The organism is Sinorhizobium numidicum (genome assembly GCF_029892045.1).
GTDB classification, from domain to species: Bacteria; Pseudomonadota; Alphaproteobacteria; order Rhizobiales; family Rhizobiaceae; genus Sinorhizobium; species Sinorhizobium numidicum.
The window spans coordinates 486057-506927 of sequence record NZ_CP120368.1; the positions used below are offsets into that span (position 1 = coordinate 486057).

18 protein-coding genes are annotated in these 20871 nt (G+C 61.9%); 13 read left to right on the top strand and 5 right to left on the bottom strand.

Annotation, left to right across the window (positions count from 1 at the left end):
• Positions 1-705: a Crp/Fnr family transcriptional regulator gene (locus tag PYH37_RS13435; RefSeq protein WP_280735434.1), complete on the bottom strand. Its 705-nt coding sequence runs from the start codon at positions 703-705 to the stop codon at positions 1-3.
• Between the two features lie 233 nt (positions 706-938).
• On the opposite strand from PYH37_RS13435, the gene PYH37_RS13440 reads away from it, so the two are divergent.
• On the top strand, positions 939-1379 hold the full coding sequence (locus tag PYH37_RS13440) for a DoxX family protein (protein WP_280735435.1): 441 nt from the start codon (positions 939-941) through the stop codon (positions 1377-1379).
• A gap of 76 nt (positions 1380-1455) precedes the next feature.
• Here PYH37_RS13440 and PYH37_RS13445 read toward each other — a convergent pair whose 3' ends face one another.
• Together PYH37_RS13445 and PYH37_RS13450 are read right to left on the bottom strand one after the other, a co-directional pair.
• Positions 1456-1884, bottom strand: coding sequence for an RbsD/FucU family protein (locus PYH37_RS13445; RefSeq protein ID WP_280735436.1), 429 nt, complete (start codon positions 1882-1884; stop codon positions 1456-1458).
• Positions 1884-3116, bottom strand: a complete 1233-nt coding sequence (locus PYH37_RS13450) for an ROK family transcriptional regulator (protein ID WP_280735437.1) — start codon at positions 3114-3116, stop codon at positions 1884-1886. The genes PYH37_RS13445 and PYH37_RS13450 overlap by 1 nt, the downstream gene beginning before the upstream one ends.
• Positions 3117-3487: 371 nt before the next feature.
• On the opposite strand from PYH37_RS13450, the gene PYH37_RS13455 reads away from it, so the two are divergent.
• The 7 genes from PYH37_RS13455 (at position 3488) to PYH37_RS13485 (ending at position 10211) form a co-directional block, all read left to right on the top strand.
• Positions 3488-4513, top strand: coding sequence for a sugar ABC transporter substrate-binding protein (locus tag PYH37_RS13455; RefSeq protein ID WP_280735438.1), 1026 nt, complete (start codon positions 3488-3490; stop codon positions 4511-4513).
• Positions 4514-4820: 307 nt separating this feature from the next.
• Entirely contained in the window at positions 4821-5903 is a 1083-nt protein-coding gene (locus tag PYH37_RS13460; protein ID WP_280735439.1) for an ABC transporter permease, read from the top strand.
• Positions 5903-6685, top strand: a complete 783-nt coding sequence (locus tag PYH37_RS13465; protein WP_280735440.1) for an ATP-binding cassette domain-containing protein — start codon at positions 5903-5905, stop codon at positions 6683-6685. Before PYH37_RS13460 ends, PYH37_RS13465 begins: the two co-directional genes overlap by 1 nt.
• Positions 6682-7302 carry a nucleoside triphosphate hydrolase gene (locus PYH37_RS13470; RefSeq protein WP_280735441.1) on the top strand — a complete coding sequence of 207 codons (621 nt, stop codon included), beginning with the start codon at positions 6682-6684 and terminating at the stop codon, positions 7300-7302. Before PYH37_RS13465 ends, PYH37_RS13470 begins: the two co-directional genes overlap by 4 nt.
• A gap of 149 nt (positions 7303-7451) precedes the next feature.
• A complete protein-coding gene (gene pyrC, locus PYH37_RS13475; RefSeq protein WP_280735442.1) occupies positions 7452-8489 on the top strand; it encodes a dihydroorotase in 1038 nt (345 codons plus the stop codon).
• Between the two features lie 32 nt (positions 8490-8521).
• Positions 8522-9220, top strand: coding sequence for an orotate phosphoribosyltransferase (locus PYH37_RS13480; protein WP_280735443.1), 699 nt, complete (start codon positions 8522-8524; stop codon positions 9218-9220).
• Between the two features lie 64 nt (positions 9221-9284).
• Positions 9285-10211, top strand: coding sequence for a carbohydrate kinase family protein (locus PYH37_RS13485; RefSeq protein WP_280735444.1), 927 nt, complete (start codon positions 9285-9287; stop codon positions 10209-10211).
• 77 nt (positions 10212-10288) lie between these two features.
• Here PYH37_RS13485 and pgi read toward each other — a convergent pair whose 3' ends face one another.
• Positions 10289-11914 carry a glucose-6-phosphate isomerase gene (gene pgi / locus PYH37_RS13490; RefSeq protein WP_280735445.1) on the bottom strand — a complete coding sequence of 542 codons (1626 nt, stop codon included), beginning with the start codon at positions 11912-11914 and terminating at the stop codon, positions 10289-10291.
• Between the two features lie 139 nt (positions 11915-12053).
• Positions 12054-13754: a long-chain fatty acid--CoA ligase gene (locus PYH37_RS13495; protein WP_280735446.1), complete on the bottom strand. Its 1701-nt coding sequence runs from the start codon at positions 13752-13754 to the stop codon at positions 12054-12056.
• A 345-nt stretch (positions 13755-14099) separates the two neighbouring features.
• Between PYH37_RS13495 and PYH37_RS13500 the strand changes: the two genes are divergently transcribed.
• The 5 genes from PYH37_RS13500 to kdpB all read left to right on the top strand — a co-directional run bounded on the left by PYH37_RS13500 (position 14100) and on the right by kdpB (position 20871).
• Positions 14100-15314 carry an MFS transporter gene (locus PYH37_RS13500; protein WP_280735447.1) on the top strand — a complete coding sequence of 405 codons (1215 nt, stop codon included), beginning with the start codon at positions 14100-14102 and terminating at the stop codon, positions 15312-15314.
• 230 nt (positions 15315-15544) lie between these two features.
• Positions 15545-16720: an AI-2E family transporter gene (locus PYH37_RS13505; RefSeq protein ID WP_280735448.1), complete on the top strand. Its 1176-nt coding sequence runs from the start codon at positions 15545-15547 to the stop codon at positions 16718-16720.
• Positions 16721-16932: 212 nt separating this feature from the next.
• A complete protein-coding gene (kdpF, locus tag PYH37_RS32440) occupies positions 16933-17019 on the top strand; it encodes a K(+)-transporting ATPase subunit F (RefSeq protein ID WP_425336152.1) in 87 nt (28 codons plus the stop codon).
• Positions 17020-17106: 87 nt separating this feature from the next.
• Positions 17107-18816 (top strand): potassium-transporting ATPase subunit KdpA, encoded by a 1710-nt coding sequence (kdpA, locus tag PYH37_RS13510; protein ID WP_280735449.1) that lies wholly within the window; start codon positions 17107-17109, stop codon positions 18814-18816.
• Between the two features lie 12 nt (positions 18817-18828).
• Positions 18829-20871: a potassium-transporting ATPase subunit KdpB gene (kdpB, locus tag PYH37_RS13515; protein ID WP_280735450.1), complete on the top strand. Its 2043-nt coding sequence runs from the start codon at positions 18829-18831 to the stop codon at positions 20869-20871.

The window sequence follows — 20871 nt, forward strand, 5'->3', positions numbered from 1 at the left end:
CTAGTCCTCCTCCGGATCGGCTATGCTCAAGAGCCGCCCGACATTGCAGCAAACGATGCCGTCCGTGCGCTTGAGAGCACCGCTTTCCTCCAGGGACAGGATGGCTCGGTTCACTTTCGGTCGGCTTGCGCCGAGAATGGCGGCGATGTCGGTCTGGCTTAAAGTGAGCCGGAGATTGGCGCTCGCCGGCAGTTCATTGCCGTGGATCTGTCTCAGTGTCGCCAGGAAGAAGCGCGCCACGCGGGCGTTGAGGTCGTAGAGGGCGATAGTTTCCAGCCGCTCCGTCGTATCGCGCAGCTGCGCGCAGAGGAAGCGAATGACCGCCTCGGCAATTTTCGGTTTCTGCGTGATGAGATCGAGAAAGGCCTTCTTGCCGATCACGTAGCCCTCGGAGGCGGTGATTGCGGTCGCATCGGCCGATCGCGGCTGGCTATCGAGCACCGCCATTTCACCGAACAGCGACCCGGCCTCGTGCTGCCGCAACATTAGTTCGCGGCCTTGCGGCGTGAATAGCGAAAGCTTGATACGTCCGGAAATCACAACAACCATGTAGTTGCCTTCGTCGCCGCGCTGGAAGATGACCGTGCCCGCGGGCCATTTCCGATAGGTGGCGATGCCGGCGAGCTCGCACAGCGTTTCCTTGTCGAACTCTTCAAAAATAGGGAAGGACCGCCAGAAGGCGGGACTCCTGTTGACTTCGGTCATGAGATTTCCCCGTGCGTGCCCTCGACGCCCGGGAATTCTTTACGCAGTCGGCGCTTCTTGCAACAGAAAAGCGCTTGAGCAACCTCGCGAGCAGACCGTTAGAGGCAGAATGTTGACGACAAATCGCATTCGTCTCCGTATTGTGAACGATCTGTTTCCGCAGCGGCGGCTAGATCATTCTGTGGAAGCTGGTATCCCTGTCGCCAAATATGTTTCCAACAGGAGCCTCGCGCATGTCCCAGAATGTCATCGTCCTTATCGGACGCATTCTTCTCTCGATCATCTTCATCATGTCCGGCTTCGGAAAGCTCGCCGATCCGGCGGCGACCGCCGGCATGATCACCAATGCCGGATGGCCGGCGGCAACCGCACTCGCCTATCTGGCCGGTCTCTTCGAACTGATCGCGGGCATTGCCGTGCTGGTCGGCTTTCAGACGCGCATCGCATCCTATCTCCTTGCCGCATTCTGCCTGGTAACGGCTTTCGTCTTCCACAGCGGCGCAATCAACATCCCGGACTTCCCGCCGGCCGCCAACGGCCTGCTGACGGTCTTCAACCAAATCATGATGATGAAGAACATCACGATCGCTGGCGCCTTCGTCGTGCTGGCGGGCTTCGGCCCCGGCACGCTGTCCGTAGATGCCCGCCTTGGAAATTCCCTCGTTACCGCCTAACGCGTGACGCAAAATCTCTGGCCAACAGAAGGACCCGCCGGTCGTCCCGGCGGGTTCTTTGCACTGTCAGATGATCTCAGGGATAAATCACGCCCTTGCGCAGGATGACGTTGCCGTAGAGCCGGGGTTCGCTGGTTTGCACCACGGTGTGGGCGGCCTTCACGCGCGGATAAAAATCCGCGCCAAGCAACGGCACGACTCGCCGCGCCGGTTCGTGCTTGCCGCAGCATTCGACGATTTCCCGATGCACGGGATCGAGCGCGTCCTTGTCCTGCCTGATCGTGGCGCGGAAGATCGCTTCGGGCACGAAATCGTCGATCGGCAGGACGCTGAGGATGGCGTCGAGCACGGGAATGAGGCCATGCCCGTCGAGCCGAACCAACCGGCGCGCGTGTTCCTGGCCGGGATAGTTTCCGTCGACGAGTGCGATCTCGTCGCCGTGCCCCATCGCTCTCAGCGCGGAAAGAAGTTCCGGACTGAGGATGGGGTTTATTCCTTTCAGCATCAGCTAAGCTCCTTGAAGAGGACGTTCGTGTCGAGCAGGTAACGGGAGAAGAGGGGCAGGCTCGCGCCGCCGATCGCCCGGGCGTGACTTCCGACTGCGCCCTCGACGAGGTCCGGAACGGTAACGCCCTGGAGGTCGAGCGTCTTCAGCGCCTTCCGCGTGGCGGCCAGAATGCGCGCCCTGACCCAGGGGGGGAAACCGCCGTCGATCACGGCTGCGGAAAAATCGATGATGGAAACGGCGGAAACGATGGCCTGCGCAAGTGCCGCGGCCGTTTCCTGGATCCAGATCTCGAGCGGCTCGCCGAAGTCGATCCAGTCGTCTGCCGAATACCAGAGCGGCTGCGGATCGATGCCGCGTTCGCGCAAGAGGTTCTCGAGCACGAAGACGGAGGCGATCTTCAGCAATTGCGTCGACTTGCCGTCCTTGCCTGAAACCGGCAGCGGACCGACCGCCCCGGCAGTGCCGGTCCGCCCCGAGAAGAGAGCGGAGTTGAGCACGATGCCGCCGCCGATGAAGGAGCCGATATAGAAATAGACGAAGTCGGGATAGCTGGCGCCGACACCGAAGGCGAGTTCCGCGCCGCAGGCGCTGGTCCCGTCGTTCTGCAGGAAGACCGGGTGCGAGATCCGCGAGGCGACCGCCGCCTGCAGGTTAAAATCGCGCCACTTGTTCATTTCTTCCCGCGGCGCGCCGACTTCTTCCGCCCAGTTCCACAGTTCGAACGGCGTCGCGATGCCGACGCCGGCGATGCGCTTGCGCTCGTCCGGGCCAAGCTGCCGTTCGAGTTTGTCGATGCCGTCGACGATGAAGGTGACGATGTCATCGGGCAGCGGGTAGTTGTGAATCTTGTGCAGGTGTAGCCGTATGGTACCGAGGAAGTCCATCAGAACCAGGTCGGCGCTGCGGCGACCGATCTTCACGCCAAAGGAATAGACCGCATCCGCATTGAGCCGCATGGGGATCGAAGGTTGCCCAACACGGCCGCGCACCGGAGCGCCGCGGGTGAGGAGGCCATCGGCTTCGAGCGCGCGCATGATGACCGAGACGGTTTGGGCGGAGAGACCGGAGCGCCGCGCGATCTCGGCTTTCGAGAGGCTGCCGTGACGGCGCACCAGAGACATGACCAACCGCTCGTTATAGGCGCGCACACGCGTCTGGTTCGCCCCGCCGCTGGGGTCGATCACATCCGGCTGTGTTGATCCTCCGTAGGGATCTACTGTCAGTGACATGCCACCGTCTCCTCCCGTTGGCGCCACTGCATGATTCGATTCAAGGACAAATCATGCAGCAATTCAGAGTTCTACAGAGACCTGTGCGCGTCTGATCAGACGCGCGGCGCTGTAGATGCCCGCTTTTTGCGCGAGTCTTTTTTCCGCTGCTGCCGCTCCTGTGAGATCGGCCGCCGCCGGCTCAGGTCACCGGACCGCGTGTATCCGCAGAATGCCACATCCAAATAATAATTCAATTTGATTTATTTATTGACACCCTGGAATTTTGGTGTTTGATTTACCGTCGGAAGCGCCGGCCGCAGGAGGAGAATGCTGCGACGGCGAAGCCTGGAAGGCCGGTCCGCCGGCAAGTTCATCCTTGGGAGGGTTTTATGAAGAAAACTGTTCTATCTGCCGCATTCGGAGCGCTCGCGCTTGGCGTCGCCTTCGCTTCCCCGTCGCAGGCGGCGGATGTCTCCGCTTGCCTCATCACCAAGACCGACACCAATCCTTTCTTCGTGAAGATGAAGGAAGGTGCGGCCGCCAAGGCCAAGGAGCTCGGCATGACGCTGAAGTCCTATGCGGGCAAGATCGATGGTGATTCGGAAAGCCAGGTTGCGGCAATCGAAACCTGCATCGCCGATGGTGCCAAGGGTATCCTGATCACGGCGTCCGATACCAAAGGCATTGTGCCGCAGGTTCAGAAGGCACGCGATGCCGGACTGCTGGTCATCGCCCTCGATACGCCGCTTGAGCCGCTCGACGCTGCCGACGCGACCTTTGCGACCGACAACCTTCTTGCCGGCAAGCTGATCGGCCAATGGGCCGCTGCAACGCTCGGCGACGCAGCGAAGGACGCCAAGGTTGCCTTCCTCGATCTCACGCCGTCGCAGCCGTCGGTCGACGTGCTGCGCGACCAGGGCTTCATGATCGGCTTCGGTATCGATCCGAAGGATCCGAACAAGATCGGTGACGAAGACGATCCTCGTATCGTCGGTCACGATGTCACCAACGGCAACGAAGAGGGTGGTCGTACTGCGATGGAGAATCTCCTGCAGAAGGATCCAACCATCAATGTCGTCCATACGATCAACGAGCCCGCCGCCGCCGGTGCTTACGAAGCACTGAAGGCCGTTGGCCGCGAAAAGGACGTTCTGATCGTCTCCGTCGACGGTGGCTGCCCGGGCGTCAAGAACGTCGCTGAGGGCATCATCGGCGCGACATCCCAGCAATATCCGCTGATGATGGCCGCACTCGGCATCGAAGCGATCAAGAAGTTTGCCGACACCGGTGAAAAACCGAAGCCGACGGAAGGCAAGGAATTCGTCGATACCGGCGTTTCGCTCGTCACGGATAAGCCGGTTTCGGGTGTCGAGTCGATCGATACCAAGGTCGGAACCGAGAAGTGCTGGGGCTGATCGCCTCGCAATAAGTTCAATTTCGGATAGGGAAGGGCGGCCCCGGCCGCCCTTCGCACAAGCGCCCGGGTCTTTGACAAGGCGCGCAAAACCTGCGCAGTTTTTAAGAGCGGGACAAAGAAAGTGCGAAGCGGTTTTCCGCCCGCACCCCGCTCTGACTTGCGAGAATTGATCACGGTCATGACTTGGACAAAGAAAGCCAGATCAGCGTGATCCAGAGAGCGTAAGCTTGTCGTAACGATCGGCGGGCCGCGCATCCCTCAGCAATGCACCCCCCTTGGGAGTGGGGTTCACGGGAGGAGTCTCCATGGGCGAGCCAAACACAGCCGCACAACCATCCCAGGAATTCGAAAAGGTCCTGGCCAACAGTTCGACGGAGGTGGCGTCCTTCGATACGCACGACAAGACGCCGCTTCAGAAACTCCAGCATTTCCTTCATTCAAGCCCGGCTGCCGTCCCGCTGATCGTGCTGGTCCTGTCGCTGGCCGTCTTCGGCGCCATTCTCGGCGGCAAGTTCTTCTCAGCCTTCTCGCTGACGCTCATCCTTCAGCAGGTGGCGATCGTCGGCATCGTCGGTGCCGCCCAGACGCTTGTCGTCATGACGGCGGGCATTGATCTCTCGGTCGGTGCGATGATGGTGCTCTCTTCGGTCATCATGGGCCAATTCACCTTCCGCTACGGCCTGCCGCCGACGCTGTCCGTTCTCTGTGGCCTCGGGGTTGGGGCGCTCTGCGGCTTCATCAATGGCACGCTCGTTGCGCGCATGAAGCTGCCGCCCTTCATCGTCACCCTCGGCATGTGGCAGATCGTGCTGGCGTCGAACTTCCTCTACTCCGCGAACGAGACGATCCGCGCGCAGGATATCTCCGCCAACGCGCCGATCCTGCAATTCTTCGGCCAGAACATCCGCATCGGCAACGCCGTCTTCACCTATGGCGTGATCGCCATGGTTCTCCTTGTCTGCCTGCTCTGGTACGTCCTCAACCGCACCGCCTGGGGCCGTTACGTCTATGCGGTCGGCGACGACCCGGAGGCGGCCAAGCTTGCCGGCGTCAACGTCAAGCGCATGCTCGTCGTCGTCTATACCCTGTCGGGCCTCATCTGTGCCTTTGCCGGCTGGACGCTCATCGGTCGTATCGGCTCGGTTTCGCCGACGGCCGGCCAGTTCGCTAATATTGAATCGATCACCGCCGTGGTGATCGGCGGTATCTCGCTCTTCGGTGGGCGCGGCTCCATTCTCGGCATGCTCTTCGGCGCATTGATCGTCGGCGTCTTTTCCCTCGGACTTCGCCTGATGGGCACGGACCCGCAATGGACCTATCTGCTGATCGGCTTGCTGATCATCACCGCCGTTGCAATCGACCAGTGGATCAGAAAGGTAGCAGGCTGATGGCACAGGAACCCATTCTCACCGCTCGTGGTCTCGTAAAGCGCTACGGCCGGGTGACCGCTCTCGACCATGCCGATTTCGATCTCTATCCGGGTGAAATCCTGGCCGTGATCGGCGATAACGGTGCCGGAAAGTCTTCGATGATCAAGGCGATCTCCGGCGCCGTCACCCCCGACGAGGGCGAGATCCGGCTCGAGGGCCAGCCCGTGCACTTCCGCTCTCCGATGGAAGCCCGCAACGCCGGCATCGAAACGGTCTACCAGAACCTCGCTCTGTCGCCGGCGCTCTCGATCGCCGACAACATGTTCCTTGGCCGCGAAATCCGCAAACCCGGAATCATGGGCAAGGTGTTCCGCTCGCTGGACCGCGCGGCCATGGAAAAGATGGCGCGGTCGAAGCTTTCGGAGCTCGGTCTGATGACGATCCAGAACATCAACCAGGCGGTGGAAACGCTATCGGGCGGCCAGCGCCAGGGTGTCGCCGTGGCACGCGCTGCTGCCTTCGGCTCCAAGGTGGTGATCATGGACGAGCCGACGGCGGCGCTCGGCGTCAAGGAAAGCCGGCGCGTGCTGGAACTGATCCTCGATGTTCGCCGCCGCGGTCTGCCGATCGTGCTGATCTCGCACAACATGCCGCATGTCTTCGAGGTTGCCGATCGAATTCATATTCATAGGCTCGGACGGCGGCTCTGCATCATCAACCCGAAAGACTACACCATGTCGGATGCAGTCGCCTTCATGACCGGAGCCAAGGAGCCGCCTCGCGAGGTGCTTGCTGCATGAACGTGCAGTCCTTGAGGGATGAAGTTCTGAAACGGGCGGCGGGCGCCGGCCGTTTCATCGTCGCCATCGCCGGACCGCCCGGCGCCGGTAAGTCGACGCTTTCCGAAGCTCTCGCCGCGGCGATCGCCGAGGCTGGGGAGAAGGTCGCGGTGCTCCCGATGGACGGCTTCCATATGGACAATGCCGTCCTTGAGCAAAAAGGATTGCTCCTCCGCAAGGGCGCGCCCGAGACTTTCGACGTCCGATCCTTTATTTCGACGCTTGCCGCCGTCCGCGCGAATGACGGCGAGGTCCTCGTCCCGGTCTTCGACCGCTCCCGTGAACTGGCAATCGCCTCGGCAAGAGCAATCGTGCCCGAGACGCGCATCATTCTCGTTGAGGGCAACTACCTGCTGCTCGACGAAGCGCCATGGAACAGGCTCGACGGCGCTTTCGATTGTTCGATCTTCATCGATCCGGGCATCGAGGTGCTCGAGCAGCGATTGCTGAAGCGCTGGTACGAACACGGTTATGATGACGAGGCCGCACGCAAGAAAGCCTTTGGCAACGATATCCCGAACGCACGCCGTGTCATCGGCAATCGCCGGGTGAGCGATCTCGTGATCCGGGATTTCTGAAAGATGGAGTCGATGCGCCATTGTCTTTGGCGGCGCAATGATGATATCGAGGCGCGGTTTCACCACATAAGTTACCGCCCACCGAGCGCACCGGCCCGCAGGTACGACGTCCGCGCCGATCGGGCGCGAGCTTCGGGAGAACGCTGACCATGCAAGACCTCGTTATCCGCCGCCCGGACGACTGGCATCTTCACCTGCGCGACGGCGGCATGCTGCGCGGCGTCATCGCCGATACGAGCCGGCACTTCGCCCGCGCGATCATCATGCCCAATCTGGTGCCACCGGTGGTGACTTCGGCCGATGCGGCGGCCTATCGCGAGCGCATTCTCGCCGCGATTCCCGCAGGTGACCGGTTTGAGCCGTTGATGACGCTCTACCTGACCGAGGGCACCGACCCGGACGATGTCGAGGCGGGCTACAGGAGCGGCCTCGTCAAGGCCGTCAAACTTTATCCGGCAGGCGCGACCACCAATTCGCATAGCGGCGTCCGCGACATCGAAAGGGCGATGCCCGCCCTGGAACGCATGGCGGAGATCGGCGTGCCGCTCTGCGTCCATGGTGAGGTAACGACGGCGGATGTCGATATTTTCGACCGCGAGGCGGTCTTCATCGAAACCGTTCTCGATCCACTGCACAGGCGCCTGCCCGACCTCCGGATCACGATGGAGCATGTGACGACGAAGGACGGCGTCGACTACATCAAGGAATCGACGGGCAATCTCGCCGGCTCAATCACCACCCACCACCTGATCATCAACCGCAACGCCATTCTCGTCGGCGGCATCAAGCCGCACTACTATTGCCTGCCGGTTGCGAAGCGCGAAGCGCATCGACTGGCGCTGCGCGCGGCTGCGACATCCGGCGATGTTCGCTTCTTCCTCGGCACCGATTCCGCCCCGCATGTCGACCCGCTGAAGGAATGCGCCTGCGGCTGTGCCGGCATCTACACCTCGATCAACACCCTGAGCTGCCTTGCCCATGTCTTCGAGGAGGAGGGCGCGCTTGAACGGCTCGAGGCTTTCACATCGCTGAATGGTCCGGCCTGGTACGGAATGCCGGTGAACGAGGAAACGATCACGCTGCGCAAGAGGCAAGAGCCGGTTCGCTATCCCGCCAAGGTCGAGACCGAGGCCGGCCCCGTCACCGTTTTCGATCCGATGTTCCCGCTCTACTGGGCCGTCGTCTGATCCAGATATGCCCGTATTCGAAGGAGAGTTGCATGTTTTCCAACGCGTTCACCGACAAGGCGGTAATGGCCCAGCTGGTCGCGAAAATGCTGTGGGAGATCAAGGCTGTGCATTTTCGTGCCGATGAGCCCTATAAGCTCTCCTCCGGCATGGCGAGCCCGGTCTATATCGATTGCCGCAAGCTGATTTCCTATCCGCGCATCCGCTCGGCGGTCATGGATTTCGCCGCCGCGACGATCCTCAACGAAGCCGGCTTCGAGCAGTTCGACGTGGTCGCCGGCGGCGAGACCGCCGGTATCCCCTTCGCCGCGATGCTTGCAGAGCGTCTCGGTTTGCCGATGATCTATGTGCGCAAGGCGCCGAAGGGACATGGCCGCAACGCCCAGATCGAAGGCCACATGCCGGAGGGCGCGCGTGTCCTGGTGATCGAGGATCTGACGACCGCCGGCGGCTCGATGTTCACATTCATCGACGCGATCCGCGCGGCCGGCGGCATCGTCGAGCACGGCATCGCCCTCTTCTATTACGACATCTTCCCGGAAGCGCGCGGCAACATGAAGTCCAGAGGCGTCGATCTCCACTATATCGCGACGTGGCGCAACGTGCTCGCCGTCGCACGCGAGCAGGCACTGTTCGACGAGAAAACGCTGAGCGAGGTGGAGGCCTTCCTCGACGCGCCGCTCGCATGGTCGGCCCGCAACGGCGGTGTCAGCACGCTCGCGGCCCAGTGAGCGCACGCCGCCGGTGCCAGGCTTCTGAATCAATCGATGAAATAGTCTTCAAGGGAGGATGGTCATGATCGTGTGTTGCGGAGAGGCCTTGATCGACATGCTGCCGCGCGAAACGGCCGCGGGAGAGAGCGCCTTTGCGCCCTATGCGGGCGGCGCAATCTTCAATACCGCGATCGCGCTCGGTCGGCTTGGTATCCAGACCGGATTCTTCACCGGCCTTTCCGACGACATGTTCGGTGACATCCTGCGGGCGACGCTGACGGCGGCCAATGTCGATTTCGGTCCCTGCGCCACTCTGCCGCTGCACACGACGCTCGCCTTCGTGAAGCTCGTCGATGGGCATGCGAGTTACGCATTCTTCGACGAGAACACGGCCGGGCGGATGATCACGCCGGAACATCTGCCGCCGCTCGGCGATTCCTGCGAGGCGCTGCATTTCGGCGCAATAAGCCTCATCCCCGAACCCTGCGGCTCCACCTACGAGGCGCTGATGGCGCGGGAACACGAAAAGCGAGTCATCTCCTTCGATCCCAACATTCGCCCGGGCTTCATCAAGGACCGCGAGGCGCATCTTGCCCGCATGAACCGCATGGCTGCGATGTCGGACATCGTCAAATTCTCAGACGAGGATCTCGCCTGGTTCGGCGAGGAGGGGAGCCATGACGAGCTCGCAGGCGAATGGCTGAAGCGCGGGCCCAAGCTGGTGCTGATCACCAAGGGTGCCGACGGGGCCGTCGGCTACACCAAGAACCACAAGGTCGAGGTTGCCGGAGAGCGGGTCGCGGTGGTCGATACGGTCGGTGCTGGCGACACTTTCGATGCCGGCGTGCTGGCGTCGTTGAGGCTCAGTGACCTGCTAACCAAGGATGATGTGGCGAACCTTAGCGATGCGGCGGTCCGTCAAGCGCTGACGCTTGGGGCGAAGGCCGCGGCTGTTACCGTTTCGCGCGCCGGCGCCAATCCGCCCTGGCAATACGAGATCGGGCTTTGACTTCCCGTTTCTGAAACAAGAGAGAGTCGATAAGAAAATCGAGGGCGCCAACCTGGCTGGCGCCTTGATTTTTGCAATCAGCGCGCAGGCTTCAGCAGCGCGGCAACCAGGCCGGCGGTCGAGGAATCGTGACCTTCGGCGCTCACCTTGCCTTCGACCACCGGCAGGAGGCCGGTCGCGAGCTCCTTGCCGAGCTCGACGCCCCATTGGTCGAAGGAGTTGATGTTGAAGAGCGCGCCTTCGACAAAGACGCGGTGCTCGTAGAGGGCGATCAGGCGACCGAGCGCGAATGGATCGAGCTGGTCGTAGACGAAGGTGAGCGACGGCCGGTTGCCGGTGAAGACACGATGCGGCGCGATCCGGTTCGCCTTTGCCTCATCCATGCCCTTGGAGGTGAGCTGCGCTTTCGCCTCGGCGAGCGTGCGGCCCTTCATCAGCGCCTCCGATTGCGCCAGGCAGTTCGCCATCAAGAGCCGGTGCTGGTGCCGCAGCTCCTTCTCATGGCCGTTCGCCGCGATCATGAACTCGGCGGGAATGATATCCGTGCCCTGATGGATGAGCTGATAGAAAGCATGCTGCCCATTGGTGCCGGGTTCGCCCCAAACGACCGGGCCGGTTGAGAACTCGACCGGCGTGCTGTCGAGCGTGACGGCCTTGCCGTTCGATTCCATGTCCAGCTGCTGGAGATAGGCGGGGAAGCGGGCGAGGCGCTGATCGTACGGCAGGATCGCTCGCGACGGATAGCCGAGCACGTTGCGATGATAGACGCCGATGAGGCCGAGCAGCATCGGTATGTTCTGACGCACCGGCGCGGTGCGGAAATGCTCGTCGATCGCGTGACCGCCATCGAGGAAGCGGCCGAAATTCTCCTTGCCGATCGCGATCATCAGCGGCAGCCCGATCGCCGACCAGATCGAATAGCGTCCGCCGACCCAATCCCAGAAGCCGAAGACGCGCGCCGCATCGATGCCGAACGCGGCGACCTTGTCGAGCGCGGTGGAAACGGCCGCGAAATGGTGGCCGACAGCCGCCTCGCCGAGCTTGCCAGCAATGAAGGCGCGGGCGGTGGCCGCATTGGTCATCGTCTCGATCGTGGTGAAGGTCTTGGAGGCGACGACGAAGAGCGAGGTTTCGGGATCGACAAGTTTCAGCGTGTCGGCGATATGGGCGCCGTCGATATTGGAAACGAAATGCAGCCGCGGGCCATCATGAAAGGGGGCAAGAGCCAGTGTCGCCATGACCGGACCGAGGTCGGAACCGCCGATGCCGATATTGACGACGTCGGTGATCTTTTTGCCGGTGGCGCCCTTCAAGGCGCCAGAACGGATGCCGTCGGCAAAGGCGCCCATGGCATCGAGCACGGCATTGACGTCGGGCATCACGTCCTTGCCGTCGACGAGGACCGGCCGGTTCGCTCTGTTTCTGAGAGCCGTATGAAGAACGGCGCGTTCCTCGGTGATATTGATGATGTCGCCACGGAACATGGCATCGCGCTTCTCTTCGACCCTCGCCGCTTTCGCCAGCGCCTCAAGACCGTCGAGAACCCGGTCATTCACCGCGCATTTCGAATAGTCGAAAAGCAGGTCGCCGAACGTCGTGCTGAAGCGGGAGAAGCGGTTCTGATCGGCCGCAAAGGCGGCGCGGATGTCGGTCGCATTGGTCTCGCGTGCAATGGCTTTCAGGTTTTCGACAAGCGCTTTCATCGCAGGGCTCCTTGCATCGGAAATTGGCTGCGATAGCTATTCGGTTTAGCTGTGGCAAATCAAGGGCGCGTGTGCGCTGCAGCGAAAAAAACCGCCCGCTCAGAGGCGCGGGCGGCACGCGATCGCGGAAGGTCCTGACCTAGCTGCGCAAGTCCTTTCGCAGGATCTTGCCGACGTTCGACTTTGGCAATTCGGTGCGGAACTCCACGTGTCTCGGCCGCTTGTAGTTGGTGAGATTCGCGGCGCAGTAGCGCTTTACCTCCTGTTCCGTGAGGTTCGGATCCTTGCGCACCACGAAGAGCTTGACCGCCTCGCCGGAATGCGGATCGGCGATGCCGATGGCCGCGCATTCGAGAATGCCCGGATGGGTCGCCGCCACCTCTTCGATCTCGTTCGGAAAGACGTTGAATCCGGACACGAGAATCATGTCCTTCTTGCGATCGACGATCTTTGTCAGTCCCTCGGCATTCATGACGCCGATGTCGCCCGTGCGGAAGAAACCATCCGGCGAAATCGCCTTTGCCGTTTCGTCCGGGCGCTGCCAATAACCGGCCATCACCTGTGGGCCGCGAATGCAGATTTCACCGATCTCACCGATCGGCAGCGTATTTCCCTGCTCGTCGCGAATTTCGACCTCGGTGGAGGGCAGCGGCATGCCGATCGTACCGGTGAAATCTCCCGTATCGAGCCGGTTGGCGGTGGCGACCGGGGAGGTTTCCGAAAGTCCGTAACCCTCGTGGATCGGGCAGCCGGTCATGGCCAGCCAGCGCTCCGCGACCGGGCGCTGCACGGCCATGCCGCCGCCGAATGTCAGGATGAGAGACGAAAAGTCCAGTTGCTGAAATTCCTTATTGTGCATCAGCGCGTTGAAGAGTGTATTCAGTCCAGGGAAGATGTTCGGCTTGTGCTTGCCGAACTCCTCGACGAAAGCCGGAATGTCGCGCGGATTGGGGATCAGAATGTTGTTTCCGCCGGTTGCAAGGCCCATCAGCGAATTCACCGTCAGCGCGAAGATATGGTAGAGCGGCAGCGCGCAAATGAAGGTGAGATTTTCCGGACGCGCCTTGCGCAGGAACGCCGTTTCCAACCACAGCCCCATCTGGGCCATGTTGGCCAGAAGATTGGAATGGGTGAGGGTAGCTCCCTTTGAGACGCCGGTCGTGCCGCCGGTATACTGCAGGAAAGCGACGGCTCCAGGCGCCATGTTGGGTTTCGCGAGCGTCAGCTTCGCTCCCTTTGCAAGAACGGTCTTGAAGGAGAGATGGCCGGGAATCGACCAGGCCGGAACGAGCTTCTTGACGCGGCGCACCACGAGATTGACGATCGCGCCCTTGAGGCCAAGCATGTCCCCCATGCTGGCGACGACCACATGTTTAACCGCCGTGCGGGCAACGACCTGTTCGACCGTATGAGCGAAATTCTCAAGCACGAAGATTGCTTTGGCGCCGGAATCGACCAGTTGGTACTCCAGTTCGCGCGGGGTATAGAGCGGGTTGACGTTGACGACGGTGAAGCCCGCACGCAGGATGCCGTAGACGGTAACCGGATTTTGCAGGATGTTCGGCATCATCACGGCGATCCGGTCGCCCTTAGCCAGACCGAGCGACTGCAACCATGCGCCAATCCGGCCCGAATGCGTGTTGAGATCGGCGAAAGTGAGCGATTTGCCCATGCAGGTAAAGGCCGGGCGCCAGGAATGTTGTGCGACCGCGTGGTCGAAGAATTCCCCGATCGAACGATAGGGCAACGGTCCGATTTCGGCGGGCACGCCCGGCGGATAGGACTCGAGCCAGATCTTCCCCCCGTTGGATCCCGCCTGCTGCGTGCTTGCTTCCGCCATGATTTCTCTCCCTCTGGCCGCCATTGAATGGCCGCGCTCACGGCGAAGAAAAATCCCTCCCGATCTTCCCTCCCCGTCGAAGATGCTGCTTTTGCAGCGTCTCTTCAAGCCGTAATTCGGATTATATAACTTTGACGTAAACGTCAACGCATTGGCGGATTCGCGCCCATCAGACGACGATCGTTTTTCGCGTGCAATGCAGCATAAATCCTTGCGGGAGCGCACGAAAGCACTATACTGCACTGCACCATACACTTCCGCGCGTCGGCGCTGCCGACGTCTTTACGGCCCTTTCAGATATTCTTTTTGAGCGGCGACCTGTCGGTCGCCAGCAAGGCTATTTCCATGTCCGAAGACGTTCTTCCGACCGCAATTGTCGTACCGCGCAGCAAAGTGTCGCCGGCGGAAATCGCGCTTGCTGTTGGCGGTTTTGGTATCGGCACGGGTGAATTTGCGATCATGGGACTGCTGCCCCAGGTTGCCGAAGATGTCGCCGTCTCGGTGCCTATGGCGGGGACGGTCATCAGCGCCTATGCACTGGGTGTTGTCGTCGGCGCGCCATTGATCGCCGTCATCGCCGCGCGATACGCCCGCTTTCAGGTTCTTCTCGTCCTGATGGCTCTTTTTGCACTCGGCAACTTTGCAAGTGCGATCGCACCCGACTTCCACACGCTGGTTGCCGCGCGCTTCCTCGCCGGCCTGCCGCACGGGGCCTATTTCGGCGTCGCCGCACTCGTCGCTGCCGGGCTTGCCGCGCCCAACCAGCGGGCGAGAGCCGTCGGCCGAGTGATGATGGGGCTGACCATCGCCACCCTTTTCGGTACGCCGCTCGTCGCTTGGTTCGGGCAGGCCCTCGGCTGGAGGACTGCCTTCGCCATCGTCGGCGGCATCAGCCTTGTCACGATGCTCCTCACCTGGCTTCACGTGCCGAAGGACAAGGGCGATACGCAGGCGACTCCGCTGCGTGAACTCGGCGCCCTTGGCAAGCTGCAGGTCTGGCTCCTGCTCGGCATCTGCGCCATCGGCTGCGGCGGCATGTTCGCAGTCTTCAGCTATATCACCCCGGCGCTGACCGAGGTCGCGGGCGTTTCCCTCCGCAATGTGCCGATCATGTTATCGGTATTCGGCGCGGGCATGATCCTCGGCAATATTGTCGGTTCCCGGCTTGCCGATTGGTCGTTGCAGCGCGCGATTGGCATTGCGATCGCCTTCAACGTCTTCGCCTATGTCCTCTTCTACTTGACCATGACCAATCCCTGGGTCGCGATCGTCAACGTGCTCTTGATCGGTGGCGGCTTCGCGGTGGTCCCCGGCGTGCAGACGCGTCTGATGGATGTTTCCGGCGAGGCGCAGACGCTGGCTGCCGCTCTTAGTCATTCCGCGTTCAACCTCGCCAATGCGCTTGGCGCCTGGCTGGGCGGGCTCTCAATCGCCGCCGGCTATGGTTGGACCTCGACCGGTCTCGTCGGCGCCGTTCTCGGCATCGCCGGCTTCGGCATCTTCCTTGCGTCGGCTCTCGTGGATCGCAGGCGATCCACTATGGCGAGGCAGGCGGTGTAAGCCTCGACAATAGAAGATTGCCGGCTCGAATTCTGGTGGGCGATCTTGAGTGCGCCTAAATCTCCCTGTCATGTGCTTTCGCTAAAACGAGAAGGCGTCTGGCTTTTTGTCGGTGCTAGCTTCAAGCCTGAGACGCGCCATCTTTCGTCGGAAACCGCTCGCGGATGCAGGAGACGGGCTGGCAAGGCTGCGGGTTTGTTGTAAGGTTTCTAAAAGACGGAGGATAATAGGTGCAATTGGGCAATCGTGAACGAGAAAACCTTCCCGCGGAGCCGAGACTCTTCGGGCAGCCGGCCCATGCGCGCTCTGCCCTCGTTCTGCCGATTTCGGCCGCCCGCTGGCTTCTCGTCCTGATTCTGCTTGCCGGCGTCTATTTCTTCCATGGCTTCGTGGTGCCGGTGCTTGCCGCCGTCGTTATCGGCTTCGCCAGCTGGCCGATCTATCGGTGGCTGCTGCAGACGGTCAATGGTAACCGCACCTTGGCGGCCACGATCGCGATCGTCTCGGTGGTCGCTTTCATCGTCGTGCCGATCTCGCTTGTCGCGGTCTACGCGGTGGACGAGGTTCGCGATTGGCTCGTCTGGGCTGTAGAAACCAATGCGAACGGCGCACCGGCGCCCGTCTGGCTGACGACGATCCCGGCGGTCGGCGCTTGGCTCGGGCAGCAATGGGTGAAATATGTCGGCCATCCAGGCGCGCTGGGCGAGCTGGTGCAGCTCGTGAGCGGCTCCAACATCGGCAATATCTATCGTGGCGTGCTCGTGATCGGCGCTTCGGCCTTCCAGTCTTTTCTGACGTTGCTCTTCATGCTGATCACGCTGTTCTTCGTCTATCGCGATGGCCAGTCCTTTTCCAAGCAGCTCGACCATCTCGGCGAGCGGATCTTTCCGATGCGCTGGGAACGCCTCTCGCGCGTCGTGCCTCTCACCATCAGCTCGACGGTAACCGGCATGGGCATCATCGCGATCGGCGAAGGCATCGTGCTCGGGGTCGCCTACTGGCTGGCCGGTGTTCCCTCGCCTGTGACGCTCGGCATCATCACCGGCATCATGGCGCTCGTGCCGGGCGGTGCTCCGCTCTGCTTCACCCTGGTGTCGATCTATCTCGTGGCGAGCGGCTCGCCTGTGCAGGGCGTCGCGCTCTTTGCCTGGGGAACGACGGAGCTCTTCATCGTCGACAAGACCTTGCGCCCGAAGCTTGTCGGCGGCCCGATCAAGCTGCCGTTCCTGCCGACCTTTTTCGGGCTTATCGGCGGCGTCAAGACCATGGGCTTTCTCGGCCTGTTCGTCGGGCCGGTTCTCATGGCGCTGCTTGTCGCCATCTGGCGCGAATGGCTGCATGAGGTGACCAGCCAGCCTGAGCCGACAGTGAACCCGATTTCAAGGGTCGATATTTCCGTAAAATAAGGTCGGCGGCCGGTTACCCGTCTTTATCTTTTCCTTATGCGGCCACCAAACCATCCCAATCGATAATTGACCCGGCACGGGTGCATCATCCGGATCTCTGAAAGATCTGGAGAATGCATATGTCCGATGTTCTTTTTCTTGCCGCCGGCATCGGCGGCCTTGTCGTGCTTGCGCTTTACGCGCGCACGCTGAGCCGGCTCTAGGAGGGTTCGATGTTTGAAGCTCTCATCGGCCTGGCCGTCGCCGCCGCGCTTGCGGCTTACCTTGTCGTGACTCTCGTCCGGCCGGAGCGGTTCTGATTTTCCTTGGTTTGTGGAGCGGGCGCGGACTGTGCGCGCGGTTCCGGCCCACATCCCGCCCTAACTTGTAGAATCGGAGAATTTCCCATGTCTACTCTTGGATGGCTGCAGATCAGCCTCCTCTTTCTCGCCGTCCTCGCTGTCGTCAAGCCATTGGGGCTCTACATGGCGCGCGTCTTTTCCGGCGAGCGCAACGTTCTTGCTCCCGTTCTCGGGCCGGTGGAGCGTGGGCTATATCGTGCCGCCGGCATCGATCCCGCCAAGGAGCAGGGCTGGCTCGGCTACACGCTGGGCATGCTCGCCTTCAGTGCCGTAGGCTTTACGCTTCTCTATGCCATCTTGAGGCTTCAGGCGGTGCTGCCACTGAACCCGCAGGGCTTCGCAAACGTGCCGCCGGATCTCGCCTTCAACACCGCCGTCAGCTTCGTCACCAACACCAACTGGCAGAACTATGCCGGCGAGACGACGCTCAGTCATTTCAGCCAGATGATGGGGCTCACGGTCCAGAACTTCGTATCGGCTGCGACGGGCATCGCAATAGCGCTCGCGGTCACGCGCGCATTCGCCCGCTCCGGCGTGTCGACCGTCGGCAACTTCTGGGTGGATCTAACCCGCGCGACCCTCTACGTCCTATTGCCGATAGCCGTCGTCGTGGCGCTCGCCTTCGTAGCGATGGGTCTGCCGCAGACGTTCCACGCCTCGGCGACGGCAACGACGCTGGAGGGTGCTCGGCAGACGATCGCGCTCGGGCCCGTCGCCAGCCAGGAGGCCATCAAGCAGCTCGGCACGAATGGCGGCGGTTTCTTCAACGCCAACGCGGCGCATCCGTTCGAAAATCCGACGGCTCTCTCCAACTATCTCAATATCTTCGCCATGCTATCGATATCTGCGGCACTGCTCTACACCTTCGGCCAGCTCGTCGGTAACCGCCGCCAGGGCTGGGCCTTCATCGCCGTCACCGCGTTCTTTCTGATTGCTGGCGTCGGGATCGTCTATTGGGGCGAAGCGCAGGGCAACCCGATTCTGTCTGCGCTCGGCCTGGACGCCGCGCCCGGCAATATGGAGGGGAAGGAAATCCGCTTCGGTCAGGCGATGACGGCGCTTTACGCGACGGTCACAACCGGTCTTTCCGATGGCGGCGTCAACGGCATGCATGGCTCGTTCACCGGCCTCGGCGGTCTCGTTCCGATGTTCCTCATCCAGCTTGGTGAAGTCCTGCCCGGCGGCGTCGGTTCCGGCCTCTACGGCATGATCGTCTTTGCGGTTCTCGCCGTTTTCGTTGCCGGTCTGATGGTGGGCCGCACCCCGGAATTGCTCGGCAAGAAGATAGGATCGCGCGAAATGAAATACGCGATGTTCGCGGTCCTCATTCTTCCGCTTACGATCCTCGGCTTCACCGCAGTCTCTGCCGTCATGCCGTCGGCCGTCGCCAGCATTGGTACTGCCGGTCCGCACGGTCTCTCGGAAATCCTCTATGCCTATACGTCCGCGGCCGGCAACAACGGTTCCGCCTTCGGCGGCCTGACGGGCAACACCCCCTGGTACAACACGACGCTCGGTTTGGCGATGCTGCTCGGCCGTTTCGGCTATGCCGTTCCCGTGCTTGCCATCGCGGGGTCGCTTGCCGCCAAGACGCGCGTGGCTGCATCGAAGGGCACTTTCCCGACCGATACGCCGCTTTTCGTCGGCCTGCTGATCGGCATCATCCTCATTCTCGGTGGGCTCCAGTTCTTTCCGGCACTCGCCCTCGGTCCGATCATCGAGCATTTCGCGATGCTCTCGGGTCAGACTTTTTGAAGGAATCCAAGCATGCCATCGAACATAGCCGCCCCGAGCCTCTTCGATCCGGCGATTCTCGCCCCGGCAGTGAAGGCCGCCTTCGTCAAGCTTGATCCGCGCCAGCTCCTCCGCAATCCCGTGATCTTCGTCACGGAGGTCGTGGCGGCGATGGTCACGGCGTTTTTCATCCGCGATCTCGTCTCCGATGGCGGCAGCCCGCTTTTCTCCGGCCAGATTGCCGCCTGGCTCTGGTTCACCGTGCTCTTCGCCACCTTTGCCGAAGCCGTCGCTGAAGGGCGCGGCAAAGCCCAGGCGGACAGCCTTCGTCGCGCCAAATCGGAACTGACTGCCCGCAAGCTCCTGACCCCCGAAGGGCGGGAGACGCGGGAAATTCCGGCCACCACACTCAAGGTCGGCGATCTGGTTCTCGTCGAGGCAGGAGAGCTGATCCCTGGTGACGGCGAGGTGATCGAAGGCGTTGCCTCGGTGAACGAGAGCGCGATCACGGGCGAATCGGCGCCGGTGATCCGCGAGGCCGGTGGCGATCGCTCAGCCGTCACCGGTGGCACGCAGGTGCTTTCCGACTGGATCAAGGTTCGGATCACTACCGCTCCCGGATCTACCTTCGTCGACCGCATGATCGCGCTTATAGAGGGCGCGCGACGCCAGAAGACGCCGAACGAGATCGCCCTGTCGATCCTGCTTTCCGGCCTGACGCTGATCTTCCTGATCGCGGTCGTCACCCTCTGGGGCCTTGCCGGCTATTCCGCCACCGTTCTTTCGGTCACGGTGCTGTCGGCACTTCTTGTGACGCTGATCCCGACGACCATCGGCGGACTCCTGTCGGCGATCGGCATCGCCGGCATGGACCGGCTGGTGCGTTTCAACGTCATCGCCACTTCGGGCCGTGCGGTAGAAGCGGCAGGCGATGTGGATACGCTGCTCCTCGACAAGACCGGCACGGTGACCTTCGGCAACCGCATGGCGAACGACTTCCTGTCCGTTCCGGGTGTCACGGAGTCGGAGCTCGCCGATGCGGCGCTGCTCGCGAGCCTGGCGGACGAGACGCCGGAAGGCCGTTCGATCGTGGCTCTCGCCGTCGGCGAGTTCGGGCGCCAGGCGCCGTCGGCCAAAATGGACAGGATCGTGCCCTTTGCCGCCGAAACCCGTCTTTCCGGCGCTGATGCCGCCGGCCGCAGATTGCGGAAAGGCGCGGTAGACTCGATTCTCAAGTTTGCCGGTATCTCCGAGGACAAGATTCCCGCCGAATTTCGCCAAGCGGTCGACAGGGTCGCACGCACCGGCGGCACGCCGCTTGCCGTCGCCGATGGCAGCCGGCTGCTTGGCGTCATTCATTTGAAGGACATCGTCAAGCCAGGCATCAAGGAGCGCTTCGCAGCGCTCAGGGCGATGGGTATCCGCACCGTCATGGTGACCGGCGACAACCCGATCACCGCCGCTGCCATCGCCTCCGAGGCGGGCGTCGACGATTTCCTCGCCGAAGCGACGCCTGAGGACAAGCTTGCCTTCATCCGCAAGGAGCAGAAGGGCGGCCGTCTGATCGCCATGTGCGGAGACGGCACCAACGACGCTCCGGCACTTGCCCAGGCCGACGTCGGTGTCGCCATGCAGACCGGAACTCAAGCCGCACGCGAGGCGGCCAACATGGTGGATCTCGATTCAAGCCCGACCAAGCTGATCGAGATCGTCGAGATCGGCAAGCAACTGCTGATGACGCGCGGCTCGCTCACGACCTTCTCGATCGCCAACGACGTGGCGAAATATTTCGCCATCATTCCGGCGCTGTTCGTCACCACCTATCCGGCGCTGGGTGCCCTTAACGTCATGGGCCTCGCGTCGCCGCAATCGGCCATCCTTTCGGCGGTCATCTTCAACGCGCTGATCATCGTGGCGCTCATTCCCTTGGCGCTGAAGGGTGTCAAATATCGCCCCGTCGGCGCGGCGGCACTGCTGCGCCGCAATCTTCTCGTCTACGGCCTTGGCGGTCTGATCCTCCCCTTCGCGGGTATCAAACTTGTCGACATCATCGTCTCGACCCTCAATCTGGTATGA

Bases quoted from the DNA above. Each gene is read 5' to 3' on its own strand.
- pgi (WP_280735445.1), bottom strand. From the start codon at position 11,914: ATGAAAGCGCTTGTCGAAAACCTGAAAGCCATTGCACGCGAGACCAAT.
- PYH37_RS13480 (WP_280735443.1), top strand. From the start codon at position 8,522: ATGTTTTCCAACGCGTTCACCGACAAGGCGGTAATGGCCCAGCTGGTC.
- PYH37_RS13495 (WP_280735446.1), bottom strand. From the start codon at position 13,754: ATGGCGGAAGCAAGCACGCAGCAGGCGGGATCCAACGGGGGGAAGATC.
- kdpA (WP_280735449.1), top strand. From the start codon at position 17,107: ATGTCTACTCTTGGATGGCTGCAGATCAGCCTCCTCTTTCTCGCCGTC.
- PYH37_RS13435 (WP_280735434.1), bottom strand. From the start codon at position 705: ATGACCGAAGTCAACAGGAGTCCCGCCTTCTGGCGGTCCTTCCCTATT.
- kdpB (WP_280735450.1), top strand. From the start codon at position 18,829: ATGCCATCGAACATAGCCGCCCCGAGCCTCTTCGATCCGGCGATTCTC.
- PYH37_RS13445 (WP_280735436.1), bottom strand. From the start codon at position 1,884: ATGCTGAAAGGAATAAACCCCATCCTCAGTCCGGAACTTCTTTCCGCG.
- PYH37_RS13450 (WP_280735437.1), bottom strand. From the start codon at position 3,116: ATGTCACTGACAGTAGATCCCTACGGAGGATCAACACAGCCGGATGTG.
- PYH37_RS13485 (WP_280735444.1), top strand. From the start codon at position 9,285: ATGATCGTGTGTTGCGGAGAGGCCTTGATCGACATGCTGCCGCGCGAA.
- PYH37_RS13465 (WP_280735440.1), top strand. From the start codon at position 5,903: ATGGCACAGGAACCCATTCTCACCGCTCGTGGTCTCGTAAAGCGCTAC.
- PYH37_RS13470 (WP_280735441.1), top strand. From the start codon at position 6,682: ATGAACGTGCAGTCCTTGAGGGATGAAGTTCTGAAACGGGCGGCGGGC.
- PYH37_RS13460 (WP_280735439.1), top strand. From the start codon at position 4,821: ATGGGCGAGCCAAACACAGCCGCACAACCATCCCAGGAATTCGAAAAG.
- kdpF (WP_425336152.1), top strand. From the start codon at position 16,933: ATGTTTGAAGCTCTCATCGGCCTGGCCGTCGCCGCCGCGCTTGCGGCT.
- PYH37_RS13500 (WP_280735447.1), top strand. From the start codon at position 14,100: ATGTCCGAAGACGTTCTTCCGACCGCAATTGTCGTACCGCGCAGCAAA.
- PYH37_RS13440 (WP_280735435.1), top strand. From the start codon at position 939: ATGTCCCAGAATGTCATCGTCCTTATCGGACGCATTCTTCTCTCGATC.
- PYH37_RS13455 (WP_280735438.1), top strand. From the start codon at position 3,488: ATGAAGAAAACTGTTCTATCTGCCGCATTCGGAGCGCTCGCGCTTGGC.
- pyrC (WP_280735442.1), top strand. From the start codon at position 7,452: ATGCAAGACCTCGTTATCCGCCGCCCGGACGACTGGCATCTTCACCTG.